The sequence below is a fragment of the Psychrobacter sp. Sarcosine-02u-2 genome (genome assembly GCF_002836335.1).
Classification (GTDB): Bacteria; Pseudomonadota; Gammaproteobacteria; order Pseudomonadales; family Moraxellaceae; genus Psychrobacter; species Psychrobacter faecalis.
Window position 1 is genome coordinate 1 of sequence record NZ_PJBX01000141.1, and the last position, 20003, is coordinate 20003.

13 protein-coding genes and 1 pseudogene are annotated in these 20003 nt (G+C 42.8%); 5 read left to right on the top strand and 9 right to left on the bottom strand.

What is annotated here, in order from left to right; translation table 11 throughout:
* Together CXF58_RS05625 and CXF58_RS05630 are read right to left on the bottom strand one after the other, a co-directional pair.
* A partial coding sequence (locus tag CXF58_RS05625; protein ID WP_102076854.1) for an IS256 family transposase occupies positions 1-840 on the bottom strand: 840 nt, incomplete at its 3' end.
* 111 nt (positions 841-951) lie between these two features.
* Positions 952-1857, bottom strand: coding sequence for a LysR family transcriptional regulator (locus CXF58_RS05630; RefSeq protein ID WP_068408371.1), 906 nt, complete (start codon positions 1855-1857; stop codon positions 952-954).
* 293 nt (positions 1858-2150) lie between these two features.
* Here CXF58_RS05630 and CXF58_RS05635 point away from each other — a divergent pair, with 293 nt between their 5' ends.
* From CXF58_RS05635 to ppc, 4 genes are all read left to right on the top strand, one after another.
* Positions 2151-3854 carry an L-lactate permease gene (locus tag CXF58_RS05635; RefSeq protein WP_102076855.1) on the top strand — a complete coding sequence of 568 codons (1704 nt, stop codon included), beginning with the start codon at positions 2151-2153 and terminating at the stop codon, positions 3852-3854.
* A gap of 65 nt (positions 3855-3919) precedes the next feature.
* The gene (gene dld / locus CXF58_RS05640; RefSeq protein WP_068408377.1) at positions 3920-5626 is read left to right on the top strand and encodes a D-lactate dehydrogenase; all 1707 of its coding nucleotides are present in this window, start codon (positions 3920-3922) and stop codon (positions 5624-5626) included.
* Between the two features lie 127 nt (positions 5627-5753).
* On the top strand, positions 5754-6896 hold the full coding sequence (gene lldD, locus CXF58_RS05645; protein ID WP_068408375.1) for an FMN-dependent L-lactate dehydrogenase LldD: 1143 nt from the start codon (positions 5754-5756) through the stop codon (positions 6894-6896).
* Between the two features lie 270 nt (positions 6897-7166).
* Positions 7167-9941 (top strand): phosphoenolpyruvate carboxylase, encoded by a 2775-nt coding sequence (ppc, locus tag CXF58_RS05650; RefSeq protein ID WP_102076856.1) that lies wholly within the window; start codon positions 7167-7169, stop codon positions 9939-9941.
* A 321-nt stretch (positions 9942-10262) separates the two neighbouring features.
* Here ppc and CXF58_RS05655 read toward each other — a convergent pair whose 3' ends face one another.
* The 7 genes from CXF58_RS05655 to CXF58_RS05685 form a co-directional block, all read right to left on the bottom strand.
* Complete coding sequence (locus CXF58_RS05655; protein ID WP_180952532.1) at positions 10263-11312, bottom strand: dipeptidase; 1050 nt, start codon at positions 11310-11312, stop codon at positions 10263-10265.
* Positions 11312-12466, bottom strand: a complete 1155-nt coding sequence (gene pqqE / locus CXF58_RS05660) for a pyrroloquinoline quinone biosynthesis protein PqqE (RefSeq protein ID WP_068407050.1) — start codon at positions 12464-12466, stop codon at positions 11312-11314. The genes CXF58_RS05655 and pqqE overlap by 1 nt, the downstream gene beginning before the upstream one ends.
* On the bottom strand, positions 12463-12747 hold the full coding sequence (gene pqqD, locus CXF58_RS05665) for a pyrroloquinoline quinone biosynthesis peptide chaperone PqqD (RefSeq protein WP_068407047.1): 285 nt from the start codon (positions 12745-12747) through the stop codon (positions 12463-12465). Before pqqD ends, pqqE begins: the two co-directional genes overlap by 4 nt.
* Positions 12744-13502, bottom strand: coding sequence for a pyrroloquinoline-quinone synthase PqqC (gene pqqC / locus CXF58_RS05670; RefSeq protein WP_102076859.1), 759 nt, complete (start codon positions 13500-13502; stop codon positions 12744-12746). Before pqqC ends, pqqD begins: the two co-directional genes overlap by 4 nt.
* A gap of 21 nt (positions 13503-13523) precedes the next feature.
* Positions 13524-14435, bottom strand: a complete 912-nt coding sequence (pqqB, locus tag CXF58_RS05675) for a pyrroloquinoline quinone biosynthesis protein PqqB (protein WP_068407044.1) — start codon at positions 14433-14435, stop codon at positions 13524-13526.
* A gap of 71 nt (positions 14436-14506) precedes the next feature.
* Positions 14507-14581 (bottom strand): pyrroloquinoline quinone precursor peptide PqqA, encoded by a 75-nt coding sequence (pqqA, locus tag CXF58_RS05680; RefSeq protein ID WP_082894360.1) that lies wholly within the window; start codon positions 14579-14581, stop codon positions 14507-14509.
* Positions 14582-14838: 257 nt separating this feature from the next.
* Positions 14839-17469, bottom strand: a complete 2631-nt coding sequence (locus tag CXF58_RS05685) for a membrane-bound PQQ-dependent dehydrogenase, glucose/quinate/shikimate family (protein ID WP_102076857.1) — start codon at positions 17467-17469, stop codon at positions 14839-14841.
* 851 nt (positions 17470-18320) lie between these two features.
* Between CXF58_RS05685 and CXF58_RS05690 the strand changes: the two are divergent.
* Positions 18321-19311: pseudogene (locus tag CXF58_RS05690) on the top strand (IS3 family transposase); the annotation flags it as partial.
* Positions 19312-20003 lie beyond the last annotated feature (692 nt).

Here is a 20003-nt window from a genome sequence, read left to right on the forward strand (position 1 = left end):
AGCCTTTAAATCAGCCGCTACGGCCTTCTTATCCGTCCATGGTACAAACTTCATGGAGTAACGCACCATATGCACGATACACAGCTGAACCTGAGCGTTGGGATAAACCGTATTGATGGCATCAGGGAAGCCCTTTAAGCCGTCGACACAGGCAATGAGGATATCTTGTACCCCGCGGTTTTGTAGTTCAGTGAGAACACCCAGCCAGAACTTAGCGCCTTCATTCTCTGATAACCACATACCAAGCAGCTCTTTTTTACCGTTAAGGTTAACGCCTAGGGCTAAGTAAATGGCTTTGTTGATGATCTGCTTGTCTTGACGTATCTTCACGACGATGCAGTCTAGATAGACGATAGGATAAACACTGCTCAGTGGTCTGTTCTGCCAAGCGGTGATGTCATCTAATATGTTATCGGTGACTCTTGAGACAAGAGAGCTTGAAATGTCGACATCGTAGAGCTCTTTAATGCTCTCTACAATCTCGGTGGTGGTTTGACCCTTGGCGTAAAGGAATATGATCTTGTCATCGAGACCTGAGATACGGGTTTGATGCTTACTAACGAGTACAGGCTCAAAGCTGCCACCGCGGTCTCTTGGGGTGGATATCTCAAGATCGCCTGTGTCACTGCGGACGGTCTTTTTAGTGTGCCCGTTACGCTTATTAGGTTTATCCGCCTTTTCATGCTTGGGATAGCCGAGATGGTCTTCCATCTCAGCTTCTAAGGCAGTATCAATAAAGGATTGCATGAGCTGCTTTTGAAAATCTTTGATGTCATCGAAGCTGTTCATGCTACCAGCCATTTGCTCGGCCAGTTTCTTGATGTCAGATTGAGTAGTCATTGCTTATTCTCCTGTTATTGGATTATAAGCAGTTACACAGTTTTTAGGAAAGGCTCTATTAGCTTTTTTATTTCATTCATCTTTTTATAGACATCAAAATAGGCTTTTTACTTAGCAGTAGTAAGCCTGTTTCCGATGTAATGAGTCTCGCAAATGTGCAACGAGCAGTTTTAACTTTTGATCTGGTTGCCTGGCCTTAGGATATACTGCATACATGCCCAGTTCCTTTCGTGTAAACCGTTGCAAAATCTGAGTAAGTGTATGTTGTTGTATCTCCTCATGGACCAACGCTTGGGGCAAAAAAGCAATGCCTAAATCGCTGAGCGTGGCTTGTTTAATCGCACTAAGATGATTGCTATGAAACCTACCATGGACAGGCATTAATTGCTCTGTGCCGTCTATACATACTGGCCATATGTTGTTAGAGGTATTATCTAACTTATAGATTATGCACTCATGATTGTCTAATTCTTCAGGGGTTTGAGGCGTACCATATCGCTTTAAATAGTCTGGCGTCGCACATATCACCCATCGGCTATCTATAAGACGTCTTGCAATGAGCGATGAGTCTTCAAGCTCAGCGGTCCTTATTGCCAAATCAAATCCTTCCTCTATCAAGTCAACCAATCGATTGGTAATTTGTAACTCTACCGATACTTCAGGGTGTTGTTTACAGAATTCAGCAATAGATTCGCTCAATATGAAATTCGCAGAGACCACAGGCAGGGTTATACGTATATGGCCTTTCATATCTTCGCCGTAACCCGTTACTGCATCTTCAGCTTCCTGAAAGGCATGTTTAGCAATTTTAGCTTTGTCGTAAAGCGTCCTGCCGGCATCGGTTAAGCTCAACTTTCTAGTGGTTCTATAAATGAGTTGAGTATTTAAGTTCTCTTCTAATCTTGCAATGCGCTTGCTCACTACTGAATTGGTTAATGATAGCTTTTCAGCGACTTTAGAAAATGACCCTTCCTCAACAACTTGGACAAATAAAACCATATCGTCAGCTTTGACCATACTTGTGCTCCAATTGGCGTAATGCGGATTAGATTATAGCAAAAAAGGAAAATAATATTGTCCATTGATGCAATATATCAATTAATTAACAAGGCGTAGACTATTTTAGGGCTTTTTGAACATGGGCCATAGACTGTCGCAAGTCGTGCTCGGTTTTGTCTACAAGACGGCTTGGATAAATTAGCAGTCCCTGTTTGTGAATGTTTAATACAACTTAGTCATCATTGAGTCGTCAAAATAAAGGCTGCGATGACTTGGTTCAGGGAAGATCGCACAATCAAAAGGATGTAATTTTGAATCAAACAATATATGGGCTTTTGGCATTACTGCCAATCGTTCTCTGTGGTATTTTTCTTATAGGCTTGCAATGGTCAGCTAAAAAAACAATGCCTATCATTTTAGTTGTTACCGCTGCGCTTGCCATTTTTATATGGGATATGACGCTTAACCGAGTGTCATCATCTATTATTCAGGGTTTGGTGATAACTGTCTCGGTGTTGTGGATTGTCTTTGGTGCTATTTTTCTGTTGAATACATTAAAACATACTGGTGCAATCGCCGTTATCCGTGCTGGGTTTACCAATGTATCGCCAGATAGGCGTGTGCAAGCCATTATTATTGCATGGTGCTTTGGCTGCTTTCTTGAGGGTGCCTCAGGTTTTGGTACAGCTGCCGCTATTGCTGCGCCTTTGCTGGTGGCGATAGGATTTCCAGCGCTGGGTGCGGTGTTGATGGGAATGATGATACAAAGTACACCTGTATCATTTGGTGCGGTCGGTACGCCTATCGTTATTGGGGTAAATAATGGGTTAGATAAAGCGGCCATTAGCGCTCAACTGGCACAAGAAGGACTACAGTGGGGCGACTTTTTACAACTGATTACCAGTCAAGTGGCTATCATGCATGGTGTCATTGGTACGTTTATGCCACTTTTTATGGTGATGATGCTCACCCGCTTTTTTGGTAAGAATAAAAGCTGGAAAGAAGGCTTCGCTATTTGGCCGTTTGCGATTTTTGCAGGCTTGGCATTTACAATCCCTTATATGATAACCGGTGTTTTTTTAGGGCCAGAGTTTCCTTCACTGGTCGGAGGTTTAGTTAGTATAGCCATTGTTGTAAACGCTGCTAAAAGAGGGTTTTTAGTCCCAAAAACAACTTGGGATTTTGCGCCTCAGAAAAACTGGCCAAGCGAATGGATGGGTAAACTGGTGGTCAGTAAAGAAGATGTGACGCTTGATTTAACCAGTAAAAAGATGTCTGCGGTTATGGCGTGGTTCCCTTATTTACTCGTTGCAGTCTTACTGGTGTGCTCAAGAGTATTCGCTGGATTTGAATCCTTATTAACCAGTGCAACGTTAGATTTTACGACGGTTTTAGGAGAGGCAGATGTAAGCGCTAGTTTTAGTCCTCTGTACTTACCTGGAGGCTTGTTAGTAATAAGCGCCTTGGTTGCCGCTGCTCTGCAAACTAAAAAACCAGGTAGTGCACTAAATAATGCCTTTAAAGAATCAACTAAAACGGTCTTAGGAGCTGGTTTTGTACTGGTTTTTACGATTCCAATGGTCAGAATCTTTATCAATTCAGGGGTAAACTTATCAGATGTGGCGAGTATGCCAGTCGCCAGTGCCGAGTTGTTTGCGGGTACTTTTGGCAACGCTTTTCCGTTAATTAGTTCTACCATTGGTGCACTAGGGGCCTTTATCGCGGGTTCTAATACCGTTTCTAACATGATGTTTAGTCAATTTCAGTATGAAGCGGCGGTGAGCCTACGTATTTCACCTTCTTTAATCATAGCGTCTCAAGCTGTTGGTGCCGCAGCCGGTAATATGGTTGCCATACATAACGTGGTGGCTGCATCAGCAACGGTGGGTTTACTTGGTATGGAGGGCGCCACACTTAGGCGTACTATTTTACCCACCATATACTATGTGTTGTTCTGTGGCATCATCGTCATGGCCGCCATTTACATTTTTGGTTTTCAAGGGCCCTTAGCATGATGAATGACACACAATCACAAGATAAGGAGCATCATATATCTTCGTCAAATCGCGATTCTCAAGGCATGCTTAGTCCTGATCAAGTACTAGACAAGCTAACACAATTACTGGGTGCTAGTAATGTACAGGCTGATCCAGAGAAAAATGAGCACTATAGAATGGGGTGGCGCTCTGGTGGTGGCAGTGCCTTAGCCGTTTTATTTCCGCAAACACTGCTGGAGATTTGGCGTAGCCTAGAAGTATGCGTTGAAGGCGACTGCATCATTATCATGCAAGCGGCTAAGACAGGTCTGACTGAAGGCTCAACACCGAGCGGTAATGACTACGATAGACCAGTTGTGGTGATTAATACGCTTGCAATGAACCAGTTGTATTTGGTGAATGACAACGAGCAAGTGATCAGCTTGCCTGGTGCGACATTGCATCAGCTACAAAGTCAGCTTAATGCTGTCAATAGAGCGCCTCATTCCGTCATCGGTTCCTCGACGTTAGGCGCGTCTATTATTGGCGGTATATCTAATAACTCTGGTGGGGCTTTGGTCAAAAGAGGGCCCGCCTATACCGAGCTTGCGTTGTTTGCCCAAATAAACGAACAAGGACAGCTGGTATTGGTTAATCATCTAGACGTAGAGCTAGGTGATACGCCAGAAGAAATACTGACTAATTTGCAAAATGGTAATTTTGATAAAAGAGAATTACCTGATAGTGGCAAGCTCGCATCTGACAAAGAGTACATCGCCAGAGTAAAAGACGTTGATGCAAGCACGCCCAGTCGCTTTAATGCGGACAAGCGCAGACTGTATGAAGCCAGTGGCTGCGCTGGCAAGCTTGCGGTGTTTGCAGTACGTCTTGACACTTATCCAATAGCGGCAAAAGAGAAAACCTTTTACATAGGCACTAACAGTGTGAGTGAGCTTGCACAGCTCAGAAGGCAGATACTATCAAGCTTCGACAATATCCCTGAAGTGGGCGAGTATATGCATCGTGATATATTTGATGTCTCCGCTAAATACGGTAAAGACACGTTCCTAAGTATTAAGCATCTCGGCACAGATGCCTTACCTAGATTGTTTTCTATCAAAGGCGCTATTGACGCTAAATTTCATAAGTGGTCATGGATGCCAAAGCATTTTACTGACAAAGTCATGCAGTTCATCGCTACTCTATTTCCAAAGCATTTACCGAAGCGCATGATTGAGTATCGTGAACAATATGAGCATCACCTAATCTTAAAAATGAGTGATGAAGGGATAGCAGAGGCACAGGATTTTCTGAAGACCTTCTTTGCTGCTTCAGACACGGGTAACTATTTTGAATGTAGCCAGGAAGAGTCAGAAAGCGCGCTTTTAAATCGTTTTGCGGCAGCCGGTGCCGCATTACGCTATGAAATCATACATGAAAAAGAAGTTGGTGAGATATTGGCATTAGATATTGCCATACCGCGTAATGAATTAGAATGGCTTGAAACCCTACCTGAAGAAATTGAAAAACACTTAGAGATGAAGCTGTATTACGGACACTTCTTTTGCTATGTGTTTCATCAAGATTATATTTTGAAGAAGGGCAGTGATGCACACCTTGTTAAAAAGATGATGTTAGAGCTATTGAGCGCACGCGGAGCCAAATATCCTGCTGAGCATAATGTAGGGCATCTATACGAAGCAGAGCCTGATTTGCAGAATTTCTATAAAAGCCTAGACCCAACCAATAGCTTTAATCCCGGCATCGGTAAAATGTCGAAAACCAAACGTAACTGCTCGTGCTGTGTGTAATAGTGAGTGTGGGTTGAGCTTGCCGCTTCAAAAATAAGCCAATTGCATCCATCGTTTAGCACTAATCAATAAATAATTAGAGATTCAAAAATATTACATAGATATTTAACAGAATAAGGGCAAGCGTATGATTATTTCATCTCCAAACGACTACAGGGCTGCTGCCAAGCGCCGACTGCCACCATTTCTATTTCATTATATAGATGGCGGTGCTTATGAGGAATATACCTTAAAACATAATGTTGAAGATTTATCGAAAATTGCCCTTAGACAACGTGTACTAAATGATATGTCACTGCTTAGTCTCGAGACGCAGTTATTTAATGAAACTCTGTCTATGCCTGTCGCGTTGTCACCCGTGGGTCTGACAGGTATGTATGCCCGCCGCGGAGAAGTGCAGGCCGCTATGGCAGCCGATCAAAAAGGCATTCCGTTTACCATGTCGACAGTTTCGGTTTGTCCGATTGAAGAAGTAGCGCCTAAAATTAACCGTCCGATGTGGTTTCAGCTTTATGTATTAAAGGACCGAGGTTTTATGAAAAATGCCTTGGAGCGTGCCAAAGCGGCGGGGTGTTCGACCTTGGTTTTTACGGTAGATATGCCAGTACCAGGGGCACGCTACCGAGATATGCACTCTGGTATGAGCGGTAAAAATGCTGCTATGCGCCGTTACTTACAGTCTATGACGCATCCGCAATGGGCATGGGATGTAGGGCTAAATGGCCGTCCGCACGATCTGGGCAATATCTCTACTTATTTAGGTAAGCCAACAGGATTGGAAGACTATATAGGCTGGCTAGGTAATAACTTTGACCCCTCTATTTCTTGGAAAGATTTAGATTGGATTCGCGAGTACTGGGATGGGCCTATGGTCATCAAAGGTATTTTGGACCCAGAAGATGCCAAAGATGCGGTGCGTTTTGGAGCCGACGGCATAGTCGTATCGAATCATGGTGGGCGACAGCTGGACGGTGTTTTATCCAGTGCACGTGCTCTGCCTCCTATTGCCGATGCAGTTAAAGGAGAGATTAAAATTTTAGCCGACTCTGGTATACGTAATGGCTTAGATATTGTGCGTATGTTGGCTTTGGGCGCTGATATTTGCATGCTAGGGCGCGCTTTTATTTATGCTTTAGCAGCGGATGGCGGTGCAGGGGTAAGCAATTTGTTAGAACTGCTAGATAAAGAAATACGCGTCGCAATGACCTTGACTGGTGCCAAAACGATTGCTGATATTAATTCTGACTGTTTAGTAAAGCTGGAGAATTAAACTTGAAGCCGTTAGTTTAGTCATCAATCGTAATAATGAAACTCATAATATTGTTGGCTGACTAGGGATAGACAGATATACCATTACAGGAATGGCTGACCCAGTATCACCAAAAAATAAATGATTAATACATAAAGCTGACAACGTCTTGGCTGATGAGAAGCGAGAGCTTCGAGATCCACATAAACAGGTTAAATGGCTTACACCATAGAAAACCTACATTTAAGACCGCACGACTATATTTGAATGAATTTGATCAGGAGATCAAGGATGACTATTGATAACGACGTACTACGTGAACGCATCAGCTTATTAGGCTCATTTCTAGGAGAGGCGATTTCTCGGCAAACGGGCGAACAAACACTCAACACGATTGAAACCCTGCGTAAAGGTTTTATTCAACAACGCCGTGAGCCTAACGAAGCGAACCAGCAACAACTCATCGACTTCATCGCCTCGTTAGATAATCGAACCTTAAAAAACGTCATCCGCAGCTTTTCTATCTATTTCTTCTTAGCCAATCTCAGTGAGGAAAATTACTTACGAGAACAACGTCATGCCTTGCGTATGCAATCCGATCAAAGCTGGGAAGGCTCGTTTCGCCGTACTTTACTAGAATGTCGTGAGCGCAATATTGAACCCGCCCAAATGCAAGAGCTGATTGAGCAACTAAAATTTATCCCAGTATTCACCGCCCATCCGACTGAAGCGCGTCGCCGTACGACGATGAATCTATTGCAGAGTTTATTCAAGCATAGCGATGCTTTGAATAATCTTCCTGAAAACAGTTTCGCCTATGAGCAAGCGAAAGAACAAACGGCGCAAACCATTGATTTATTATGGTCATCTGATGAAGTACGGACGCGTAAACCTTTAGTCTATGACGAGATCAATAATGGCCTGCATTATTTCAATGCCAGTTTATTCAGCGCCATTCCCAAAGTTTACCGTAATATTAAAGACGCCATTGTTGATATCTATCCTGAGCTAACAGACTATCCCTTACCGGCGTTCATGAGCTTTGGTTCTTGGATCGGTGGTGACAGAGATGGCAATCCCTTTGTCACTCATGACACCACAGAAATGGCCGTATTGATGCATGCCAATACCGTCTTGCGTCACTATCAAGTGTTGATCAAAAAATTGCGTCGTGAACTGATTCACAGCGATACAATTGTCGCTATCGAACCTGACGTGTATACAAAAATTGAAAGTTATCGTGAGCTCGACAGACGAGTCTTTGATTACAATACTGACGATTACAACAATGAGCCGTACCGCAGATTGTTGTCGATTATTCTTGCAAAAATAAAAGCGACCAATCGCCACATTCAAAGCAAAGGTACAGACCTCGACGCCGCACACGATGCTTACGCCAACCCACAAGAGTTGTTAGAAGATTTACGCATCATTCGAAAAAGTGTCAATACTCATGACAAAGCACATGGCGAAGGGCTATTACTCGATACGATTCGTCTGGTCAAAACCTGCGGCTTTCATCTAGCAGCGCTCGATATCCGTCAAGAGTCGTCTTATCATAGTGAAGTGATCGCCGATATTTTCGCCAATGCCTCGAACTTACCAGACTATCAGACTCTGGGTGAAACCGAGCGCCAAGAGTGGTTGACGCGTTTACTTGCAAAGCCTGGTACACCGCTCATTTATACCGATAACTTGACTGATAAAACACGCGAACAATTAGCCTTGATGAACTCAGTGGCAACATTACGTAAGCTGGTCGGGCAAGATACGTTTGGCAGTTATGTCATTTCGATGACCAACAATGCCAGTCAATTATTAGAAGTCTTACTACTAATGCGCTTTGCAGGCTTATGCAGGGTTGATGACGCAGGTCAGCTGTCTGCTGACTTACCCGTCGCACCCTTGTTTGAAACCATTGAAGATCTTAAAAACATTGATAAGATCTTACCTGCCGTGTTGGACAATCCGCTATACCGAGGTTTGCTTGCGCACTCAGATAATACCCAAGAAATCATGCTAGGTTATTCAGACTCATCAAAAGATGGCGGTATTATTACGTCTGCATGGCAGCTTTATAGCGCGCAGCAAACCATTAACCATATTGCTGCTGAATATGGTATCAAAACACGCCTGTTTCATGGCCGCGGTGGCTCTGTCAGTCGTGGCGGTGGCTCAACGCATAATGCAATTGCCGCTCAGCCCGCAGGGACACTGCATGGAGAAATTAAAGTCACTGAGCAGGGTGAAGTCCTTTATGCCAAATATGCCAACACCGATACTGCTGTGTTTGAGCTCACCATGGGCATCACTGGTACCCTCAAAGCGTGCTCAACAAGATTTGTGGTGCAACCGCCTGAACTACCAAGTTATGAAGCACTCTTTGCGCGTCTAGCAGATGCTGGTGAACAAAGTTATCGTACGCTGACGGACCATACCGAAGGGTTTTATCAGTTCTATTCACAAGTGACGCCAGTGCAGGAAATCTCTTTATTAAATATTGGCTCGCGCCCAGCGCACCGTAACAAAGGGCTGCCAAGTAAAACAACCTTGCGGGCGATTCCCTGGGTATTTGGTTGGTCTTTAGCACGCTTTACCCTACCAGCTTGGTATGGCGTAGGTAGTGCTCTTCATAGCGTTAAAGAAGACGAAGCTTTAATGAGGGAGATGAACAGTTGCTGGCCATTTTTTAACGTATTTATTAGCAATATTGAAATGGCTTTTACCAAATCTGAGATGAGCATTGCTCAGGCTTATAGTCAGCTATGTGAAGATGAGGGATTACGTGAAAAGATTATGCAAGCGGTAATCGATGAGCATCATCTAACCTTCTCAGGTTTGAACTCTTTGCTTAACCAGACATCATTATTGGCACATCAGCAAAACCTTGCCGCGTCACTGCAGTGGCGAAATGCTTATTTAGATCCGATTAACTACATACAAATCGAGTTGTTGAAACGTGCCAGACAAAAAGACACTATATATGATGACGGTGACTTTAGTGTTGAAGATCCATTAATCCGTAGTATCAATGCTTTGGCAGCGGGTCTACGCAATACGGGTTAATTAATAGAGAATTACGTTCAGATATCTAACTTATGACCTAAATACATTGACTTCCTTTAATTAAATTAAGAAGGTTGAAAAGGTGTAAGGGTCAACTAATTTAGATGTGGGTGGGTTTCTATCGTCAGGCTCCCTAACTAAAATCTCCCGAATTTTTTTATACGGATTTGACGGTAGGGGTCAGTCAGCTACCAGCTATCGAGACGACCCGTATGTAACTTGGTGAAACAGATGCTTGATTATGCCACTACAGTCTATTAATTAGGCAGCAATTGAGACAAGATGTTAGAAAAAAATATTGCCTCTCAAAAAGCTCGATTATCACTGCCATATCCTATCCAGCACAGTGAACCAATTCTTTGACGTAATCTTTTCAATGAGTGGATCGGAGAAATGTCGTTGTTGCATGTGCTCAATCAGCATAGAGATTTGACTGATATCAGATAACTCATCTGGCAATAGACAACCATCAAAATCAGAGCCAAAACCGACGTGATCTTCGCCTAAATGGTCAACTAGATAATCAAGATGATCGACAATCACATCAACTGAAGTTTGCGTGTTGCGTTGACCGTCAGCACGAAGAAATGCAACATCAAAGTTCACCCCAACCATACCACCGCTTTGTTTAATGGCAGCCAGTTGCTGGTCAGTCAAATTCCTTGCTTGCTGACATAACGCGTGTGCATTAGAGTGTGTCGCGACAATGGGCTGATCAATAATCTCTAACGTATCCCAAAAAGCACGCTCATTCATATGCGACACATCGATTAGCATATGTTTTTCACGACACTTTAGAATGAGGTCTTTACCTTGATCCGTGAGACCAGATCCTGTATCGGGAGAATGAGGAAAGGAGGCATTTAAGCCATCACCAAAGAGGCTTTTTCTATTCCAGAGTGGCCCTATACTTCTAAGACCTGCATCATAAAAAACATCCAATAACTCAGGTTTAATGGCTAAAAACTCAGCACCTTCCAAATGAAGGATGATGGCTAATTGCTGATTCTGCTGACAGGCTTGAATTTGCGCTAAAGACTTACAAATCTGAATCTGACCGTCTGATCGCGCCTGTAATTGTTGCACAAGTGCCAACTGTGCACAGCAAATATCCACGATTTTTTGCGGCTCAAAATCTAAGCCTGAGAGATTTGATAACTTGTCAGGATGGTTTTTTTTAACATAAGCGTAGGGCGGCAGGAAAATAGAAAATAAGCCGCCCATCCATCCCGCTTTCTGACAACGTTGTAAATCCAAATGTCCTGGTAGCGTACCATAAATGAAATCATGCACAGGATCTGCGGCTGCACTCAGCCACAGTCGGGTCAATAGGTCGTTATGTCCATCAAATATCACAGGCTGAGCATTCATTATTCATCCATTACCGTACGAGTAGGAATTAATTGCTCTTGACTCAATAGCTTTGAGTTTTTAGGGTTCCTAAAGCGTAACTCTTCAAAGGAAACTGGCGTTTCACTGTTTATACGCGCTTCCTCGATCAGATAATGATAAGGTGATTTGCCACACACAGGATCGGCATTTTTGGCATCCCCAGTCAGCATAAACGCTTGGCAACGACAGCCGCTGTAATCCCGCTCTTTATCTGGGCAGCTTTGGCACATGTCAGGCATCCAATCGTCACCGCGAAACTGATTAAAGCTCGCAGACTCATACCAAATATCTGCAAGTTGGGTGTTGCGTACGTTAGGGAACTGTATTGGTAATTGTCTGGCGGCATGGCAAGGTAGGGCTGTGCCGTCCGGTGCCACAGTCAAGAAAATCTTACCCCAACCATCCATACAGGGTTTAGGACGTTCTTCGTAATAATCAGGAACGACAAAAATGAGTTTACATTTGATGCCACGTTTTTCAATTTTCTTGCGGTGCTCATTGGTAATACGCTCGGCTCGAACCACTTGCGCTTTGGTTGGTAGTAAGCCTTCGATATTCTCAAATGCCCAACCATAAAACTGACAAATGGCCAGTTCAACGGTATCGGCTTCCAGCTCTAAGCACAGCTCAATAATCTGATCAATCTGATCAATATTCTGCCGATGAATGACAAAGTTGAGCACCATAGGATAGTTGTACTGCTTGACCAGACGTGACATCTCATACTTTTGTTCAAAGGCATGTTTTGAGCCAGCCAATGCATTGTTAACCGTTGGATCACTGGCTTGGAAACTGATCTGAATGTGGTCAAGGCCAGCCTCTTTTAATCGAGCAATCCGAGATTCGTTCAATCCCATGCCTGATGTGATTAAATTGGTGTAAAAACCTTTGTTATGAGCATAAGCGACCAATTGTTCTAAATCTTGACGAACGAGTGGTTCACCGCCAGAAAAGCCGAGCTGCACCGTGCCCATTTGCCGCGCCTGATCAAGAACATCGAACCATTCTTGCGTTGTCAGTTCCTGCTTATACTGAGCATAATCAACAGGATTAGAGCAATAAGGGCATTGTAATGGGCAGCGATAGGTAAGCTCAGCCAATAGCCATAATGGCAGTCCTACTGGCGCAGTCATACTAAATCAATCCAATGTTCACGTTGAGCCACCAACATATATTCGATAATGTCTTGCTCGATTTCAGGTATATCACCAAACATAGCCTTCACCTTTTTAATAATATCAGCAATGGACGCTTGACCATCAATGTGTTGACCGATGATGCTGGCACTCTCATTTAATTTGATCATCCCTTCAGGGTACAGCAACACATAAGCGTTCTGTGCAGGCTCAAACTGAAAGCGATAACCATGACGCCATACTGGGACGATAGAGTGATCTAGTTCAGGTAAACTCATTTGAACAATCCTTTATGCCAGACATTATCATCAGTGACGCTTTGGTAAGGGGCTTGATTATGGACATAGGCCAAGCTCAAAGAATCCAAAATGGTCCACAAAATATCCAGTTTAAATTGTAGAATCTCTAGCATACGCTCTTGTTGTTCAACTGTTTTGAATGAGTCGAGCGTAATGGTTAGGCCATGCTCAACATCGCGGCGGGCCTGACTTAAGCGCGAGCGAAAATAGGTATAACCTTGCTCTTTAATCCAAGGATAATGTTTTGGCCAAGACTCTAAGCGCGATTGATGAATCTGCGGGGCAAAAAGCTCTGTCAGTGAGCTGCTGGCTGCTTCTCGCCATGAGGTACGACGCGCAAAATTTACATAAGCATCGACTGCAAAACGTACACCCGGCAACACCAATTCTTCAGAAATCACTTGTTCGCGGCTAAGACCAACCGCTTCTGCCAGACTCAACCATGCTTCACGACCGCCACCATCAGGATACACGCCATCTTGATCAATCATGCGCTGAATCCACTCTTGACGCACCCGCTGATCGGGGCAATTCGCCATGATTGCCGCATCTTTCAAGGGAATATTGATTTGATAATAGAATCTGTTGGCGACCCACGCTTGAATCTGCTGTTGAGTCGCTTGTCCTTCATGCATCATGATATGAAAAGGGTGGTAAATATGGTAATACTGACCTTTAGCCATAATCGCTTGTTCAAAGGCCTCTACGCTTAGGGCTATTTTTTCTTCTTGCATTATCTTCATTTTGCTGTCGCCTTACAATTCAATCTGCATACCATCAAACGCCACTTCAACACCGTGTTGTTTCAATGTTGCAGCCTGTTCAGATTGTTCATTCAATATTGGGTTGGTGTTATTAATGTGGATCAATACCTTACGAATGTTTTTGAGCTGATCTAAATAGTGCAGTGATCCATCTTCACCACTAATGTGTAAATGCCCCATGTCTTGGCCTGTTTTTGTACCGACACCGCATTCTTGCATCTCACTGTCAGTCCATAAAGTGCCATCAATCATCACACAATCAGAGGCTTCCATAATCTGCATAATATCATCGTCAATTTTGCCCAAACCTGGCGCGTAAAAGAGTTGTTTTTGCGTTTTTAAGTCTTTTACAATCAGCGCAATATTATCGCCATCATGGGGGTTATTACGATGTGGCGAGTAGGGTGGTGCCGAGCTTCTAATCACCAAAGGCGTCAATTCTAAATTGCTAAAACCTTCAATATTAAAGGTCTGTTTCGGATCAATTTGGTGATATTGCAGGCCACCATTCCAGTGTTTCAACATATTGAAAATAGGAAACCCTGTCGTGAGATCTTGGTAGACCATCTCAGTACACCAAACAGGAATCGGACACCCTTCTCGCAGGGTCAATAGCCCAGTCGTATGGTCAAGCTGACTGTCCATCAAAACCACATTCGTGATGCCTGTATCTCTCAGGTTACGTGCTGGCTGTGCCGCCTTAAATTCAAATAATTGCTGACGAATATCAGGTGACGCGTTGAATAAAATCCAATCTATGCCATTCTCTGATATGGCTATCGAAGACTGGGTGCGGGTCTTTGCTTCAATTGTGCCTTGACGAACACCATGACAATTATAGCAATTGCAATTCCACTGTGGAAAACCACCACCAGCCGCTGAGCCTAAAACGTGAATATACATAAATCAATATTTCCAAAAAAATAAAAGCCCTAATCATCTAGGGCTTTTAATGTATTTAAGTCTAGTAAATTTTAACGCGCTTCAAAATACATAGTGACTTCGAAACCGATACGGATATCTTGAAAAGCTGGTTTAGTCCATTGCATAGGATTACTCCGGAAAGATCTCACTAGCTAATAAGTAAGATTAGTAAAAAGAATCTTTAATGGTATTCTAATCTAGCCCCTGCTGTCAAATCTGTAAAAAGACGGGAAACATTTTAGTTACGCAGTCTAACAGTAGTAATCAAACTATACTTATCTTGGCATATACCACTGTTCATTGTAAGGTAAATTGGATATATGCCTTAGTAATAAAACGGCAATGAATCAAATCATTACCGCTTCATTAAACAGGTATGATGTTACTTGGCTTTGTCAGCAAGTTTATAAGCCATAACATAATCCCCAATAGTAGTACCAACTGAACCATGTCCACCAGCTACCAATACGACCATCTGCTCACCTTTAGAATTTAGATAAGTCATAGGCGTCGCTTGGCCACCTGCTGGAATACGAACATTCCACAATACATCGCCATTTTTTAAATCATAGGCGCGGAAGTTGTTTTCAGTAGCCGCTGACAAAAATGCTACGCCTCCTTTTGTGATGATGGGTCCGCCAATACCAGGAACACCCAGCTCAAACTTCAATGGAATAGGGGACAAATCTTGCACGGTACCGTTTCTACGTTGATAGGCAATCTCACCGGTTGCTAGGTCAGCACCCGCTACTGTGCCCCATGGTGGTTGCTGACAAGGAATGCCTAACGGTGATAAAAATGGTCCCAGCTCTACCGCGTAATCTGCACCTTTATTTTCATTAACTCCTTGCTCTCCTGTATTGGTTTCTCCCTCACCAAGATTGTCTCTAGGAATGAGTTTTGATGTAAATGCCAAATAAGTTGGCATACCAAACATTACGCCATTTTCAGGATCAACGGCGAGGCCGCCCCAGTTAAAGGTACCGAAGTTACCAGGATAGACCAAACTGCCATTCGTCGATGGTGGTGTATAACGACCATCATAATTGAGTTGGTTAAACTCAATACGGCACATCATCTGATCAATGAGGCTAGCGCCCCACATGTCTTTTTCTTTCAACATCGGCGGCTCAAAACTCAAACCAGAGTAAGGTTGCGTTGGAGCGGCATGTTCACCTGCAACCAAGTAACCTTGCGGCGCGGCGCGTTCTTTGATCGGTACGATTGGCTCGCCTGTTGCGCGATTCAATACATACACATCGCCTTGTTTGGTGGGAACAACCAGTGCAGGCTGAACACCTTCTTTGGTTTTTAAGTCAAGTAAGCTTGGCTGAGCTGGCGTGTCCATATCCCAAAGATCATGGTGAACAAATTGTTGAACCCAGCGCGCTTTACCTGTTTTAATGTCTAAAGCGACAACAGACGTCGCATATTTTTCTTCATCTGCGGTTCGATAGCTGCCTAATTGATCCGGTACACGATTGCCCATAGGGAAATAGACCAAACCAAGTTCTTCATCAGCGCTGGCGATCGCCCATGAGTTTGGTGAACTGGTTTTGTACATCTGAGTTGGATCATTGACATCGAAAGGCGCTGTGTTATCAGGATCTCCTGAATCCCAGTTCCATAGTAGCTCGCCAGTATTGACATCATACGCACGAATAACACCAGAAGGTGAATTGACGTCGTAGTTATCATTAACGGCACCTGCCACCACAATCGTATTGCCTACCACTATCGGAGGCGACGTTGAATAATAATAACCCGCTTGTTTAAATGGCATATTGTGCATTAAATCTAAAGCACCATCTTTACCAAAATCTTGACAACGTTGCCCAGTATTTGGGTCAAGTGCATATAACTTAGCATCGGAAGTTGGAATAAATATTTTTGCATCGCATTGCTTAGACGCGTTTTCAAAGGTATTACCAGCTACTTTCTGAACTGGTGTATGGCCGGTCTTGACAGTTGTGTTAGTCACAGCTGCATTATTGGTATTTGCGCCATTGATGGCATTATTACTATTTGTCTCATCATTAATAACTGGAGAAATACTATCAGTACCAGCTTGACCTGCATAATAGGACACGCCTCGACACGTTTGATGTTGGCGTTGTAGATTTTTTCCTACTTTGGGGTCAAACTTCCATAATGTTTGACCAGAGTCTGCGTCCAAAGCTAATACCCAGTTGTGTGGAGTGCACATATATAGGGCATTGCCAATCTTTAAAGGAGTTGCCTGATAGGTGGTCTCACCGATATCATTAGGACCTTTGACATCACCTGTTTGAATTTGCCAAGCAAGCTCTAAGTCTTTGACATTATCAGTGGTGATTTGAGTCAGAGGCGAGTAGCGCTGCCCATAGTCAGTACCACCATACGCGCTCCACTCACCCTCTGGCGTTTGCTCGCCATTTGATAACGGAACACCAAGATTTGTAGGTGTTGAATTTTGATCAGCACCATCTTTGGCAGTTAAATTGAGTTCACCTAACTTATCGGTGGCATTATTAGCCATACTACCAAAAGAGATCAGTGCGCCCACAACCACACTAGCCAGCAATCCCCAATAATAAATAGGGTTTTTTGAGTTATTTTTGGCGTCTTTGAAGGGAGTTGTAATAAGATTTTCGGAATGTAAGCTCGATGTACCATTAGCAACTAAATTTTTATCAGAGCTCTTTGATACTCGAGTTTTATTACCCTGCATCTTGTTAGATACCCATGGCAATAACATTAATAAACCAAATATCAGCGGAAAGCCCAAGCGAGTTGCCAGTGCCCACCAATAAAACCCAGATTCCCAAAGCGCCCAAGCCAGGGTCGCTATAATAAAAATAGTATAGAGCCCATAGGCGCTCCAATGTCTTTTAAATAGCAAGAATGCTGTGACAAGCATCGTAATGCCAGCAATAACATAGTAAGCGCTACCGCCTAACGAGAGTAAGTAGGTACCTCCAATAAGCAAAGGTGCGGCAAAAACCGCCATAATAATAGCTATGAATTTTTCCATGAGCGGAACCACCTGTTTATATAAAAGCAGATTGGCATGCAATGATGGACGACCAGTTAAAACTAGGCGTCCATCATTACATACCTATGTAATTAACAAATAAATCAAACGTCGAATAACGTTTTGGACTTTATTTTATCACTTATACACAAGATCAGTAAAGGTAAGGTAAGATAGGAAAAACTGTTTGGTAAGTGTTTTAGATACTAGGGCGTGTCTTCATTTTAAAAATGGTGATAAAGATTAGATAAATTGTAGTCAAACAAGGAAAATAGCGCCGTTAATATCGGGATATTACCTAGCTATTTGATGAAGTTTGGCAAAATTTAGCCATTTTTAGCCCATTTAGATGTCCATCGATTGAATTGAAGACACGCCCTAAACTGTTTTTGATATAAATCCATAAATGCATAGCCTAAGACTCAAGTCCTCACTAGCAGACTGAGCTTCTTCCTAGAGATGTTACGTTAAATGGTTTTCATGCAAAAAAAGTCATCGGTTCGAGTGCTCGAAAATAGCTCTGCTATCATGAGAATAATACATAAGTTTAAGTTCCAAAAAACTATCTATAGAAATCTGCTATGACCCTCCCTAAAACCTCTTTAACACGTAAATATATCCTTTTTTAGCAGCAGCGATGCTGTCTGTGTCAGCTATGGTTACTGATTTTAGCCAAGTTCAACGCGAAGCTAATCAAGGTGATGCTGATGCCTAATATGTGCTTAGGATGATATACGTCAAAGGCGAAGGCGTGCGACTAAACACCATGACTACTAAAAAATGGTTTGAGCTATGCTGAAGAAACCGTAGAGGTAAATTTGGTAAACTAAGCGTATTAATCGGAGTTTATCATGACCAAGAAAGTAAGAACCTACTGTGACGAATTTAAAGCCGAGGCAGTCAAGAAGATAGCAGACAATAATGGCAATATCTCAGCGACCGCAAAGCAGCTTGGCATCGCCATGCAGACCTTATCTAATTGGCACAATAAAGCCAATCAAGGCAAGCTTATCAGCACTCAGCAATATGAACCTGATCTTATGGCAGCTATTCAAGAAATAAAGTAGCTCAAGCGACAACTTAAAGTTGCTGAAGAAGAGCGAGAGATATTAAATGAGGAGGGATAAAGCGGAGCATTGCTTCGCCCCGACGCAAGGGGAGAGCTATGCTCGAGTGAGGCGACGGCGTACTTTGCCAAGCACAGCTAGTAAAGTACGCCTTTATAAAAACTAATAGACAGGTCTTTAGTATCGTCTCTATGTGCCGTGTGTTAAGCGTCAAACCATCAAGCTATTACGACTGGAGTAGTGGCGATATCAGCGAGCAGCAGATACATCGCAACCATTGTGAGCTACTAGTTAAAGCCGCTCACAGTGAAAGTAAAGAACGTTATGGTTATGAACGTTTGCATGCAACACTCACCGAGCAAGGCCATGACATCACCTATATCTGGACAAATGAGGGTTGGCTGTATTTAGCAGGCGTTAAAGACTTATACATTAAAGAGCTTGTCGGTTACGCCATCATCAAACGCATGACAGCAGATCTAGTATGCAAAGTATTGAACATGGCCATCAAGAACAAACGACCCAGTAAAGGGCTAGTCGTTCACTCTGACAGAGGCAGCCAGTATGTAGCCACGCGTACCATAAGATCATCAAGCAGCCTCACTTTACAAGCTCAATGAGCGCTAAAGGTAACTGCTTTGACAACGCACCCATAGAAAGCTTCTGGGGCATATTGAAGAACGAACTAGTATATTACCAAGACTATAAAACAAGGTTTGCCGCTATTACCAATATCATTAGATATATCGAGTTGTACTACAATCAAACGAGGATGTTGATGAAGATGACTTTCTGAATAGTTAGTACGTATGAGAATTAATCAATCATCAACCAACCTTAATAAGGGTTTATCATATAATTATAATCCCATGAACTTATTGTATGGTACCCTTAGAGTTTAACTTATGCGTACCTAAAGTCAGGTTCACGAGTTAACAGAGATGATTAGCTAGTAAAAACAATGCTCTATAGTGAGGAGGAAAATAAATGGTTCATGAACCTTAATATCTGACTTAGACTGTGTACCACAATTCTCATTTATTATAGAGTGTATATGAAAGTAGATAAGTATTCGAAGACTTGAGTCTACTTATCAAGAATTTTTCGATGATCACCCAAAAGATAGAGTGATATTTTGCCAGTTCAATAGCTTTGATAAACTTTCGTAGGTGCGCGTGATAAGAGCTCTGATATTATTATTTAAGGTAGAATGAACCTCACCGGGATTGTCGGAGACTCAACTTCTGAGAGATTACGACAATTAAAAGACAAACCTACACTCCTGAGATTAAAGAACGCACCGTTCACATGCTAATTGAAGCAGCGAGCGACTATCCCTGTGCGATTCACTATAAATACTCCAAAACAATGATACAGAGTTAATTACAAATAATAGAAATAAATTTATGAAGTATAAGAGAGTAAAATAAATATTGATGCAAACTAGGGTGTGTTGACAATTACCGT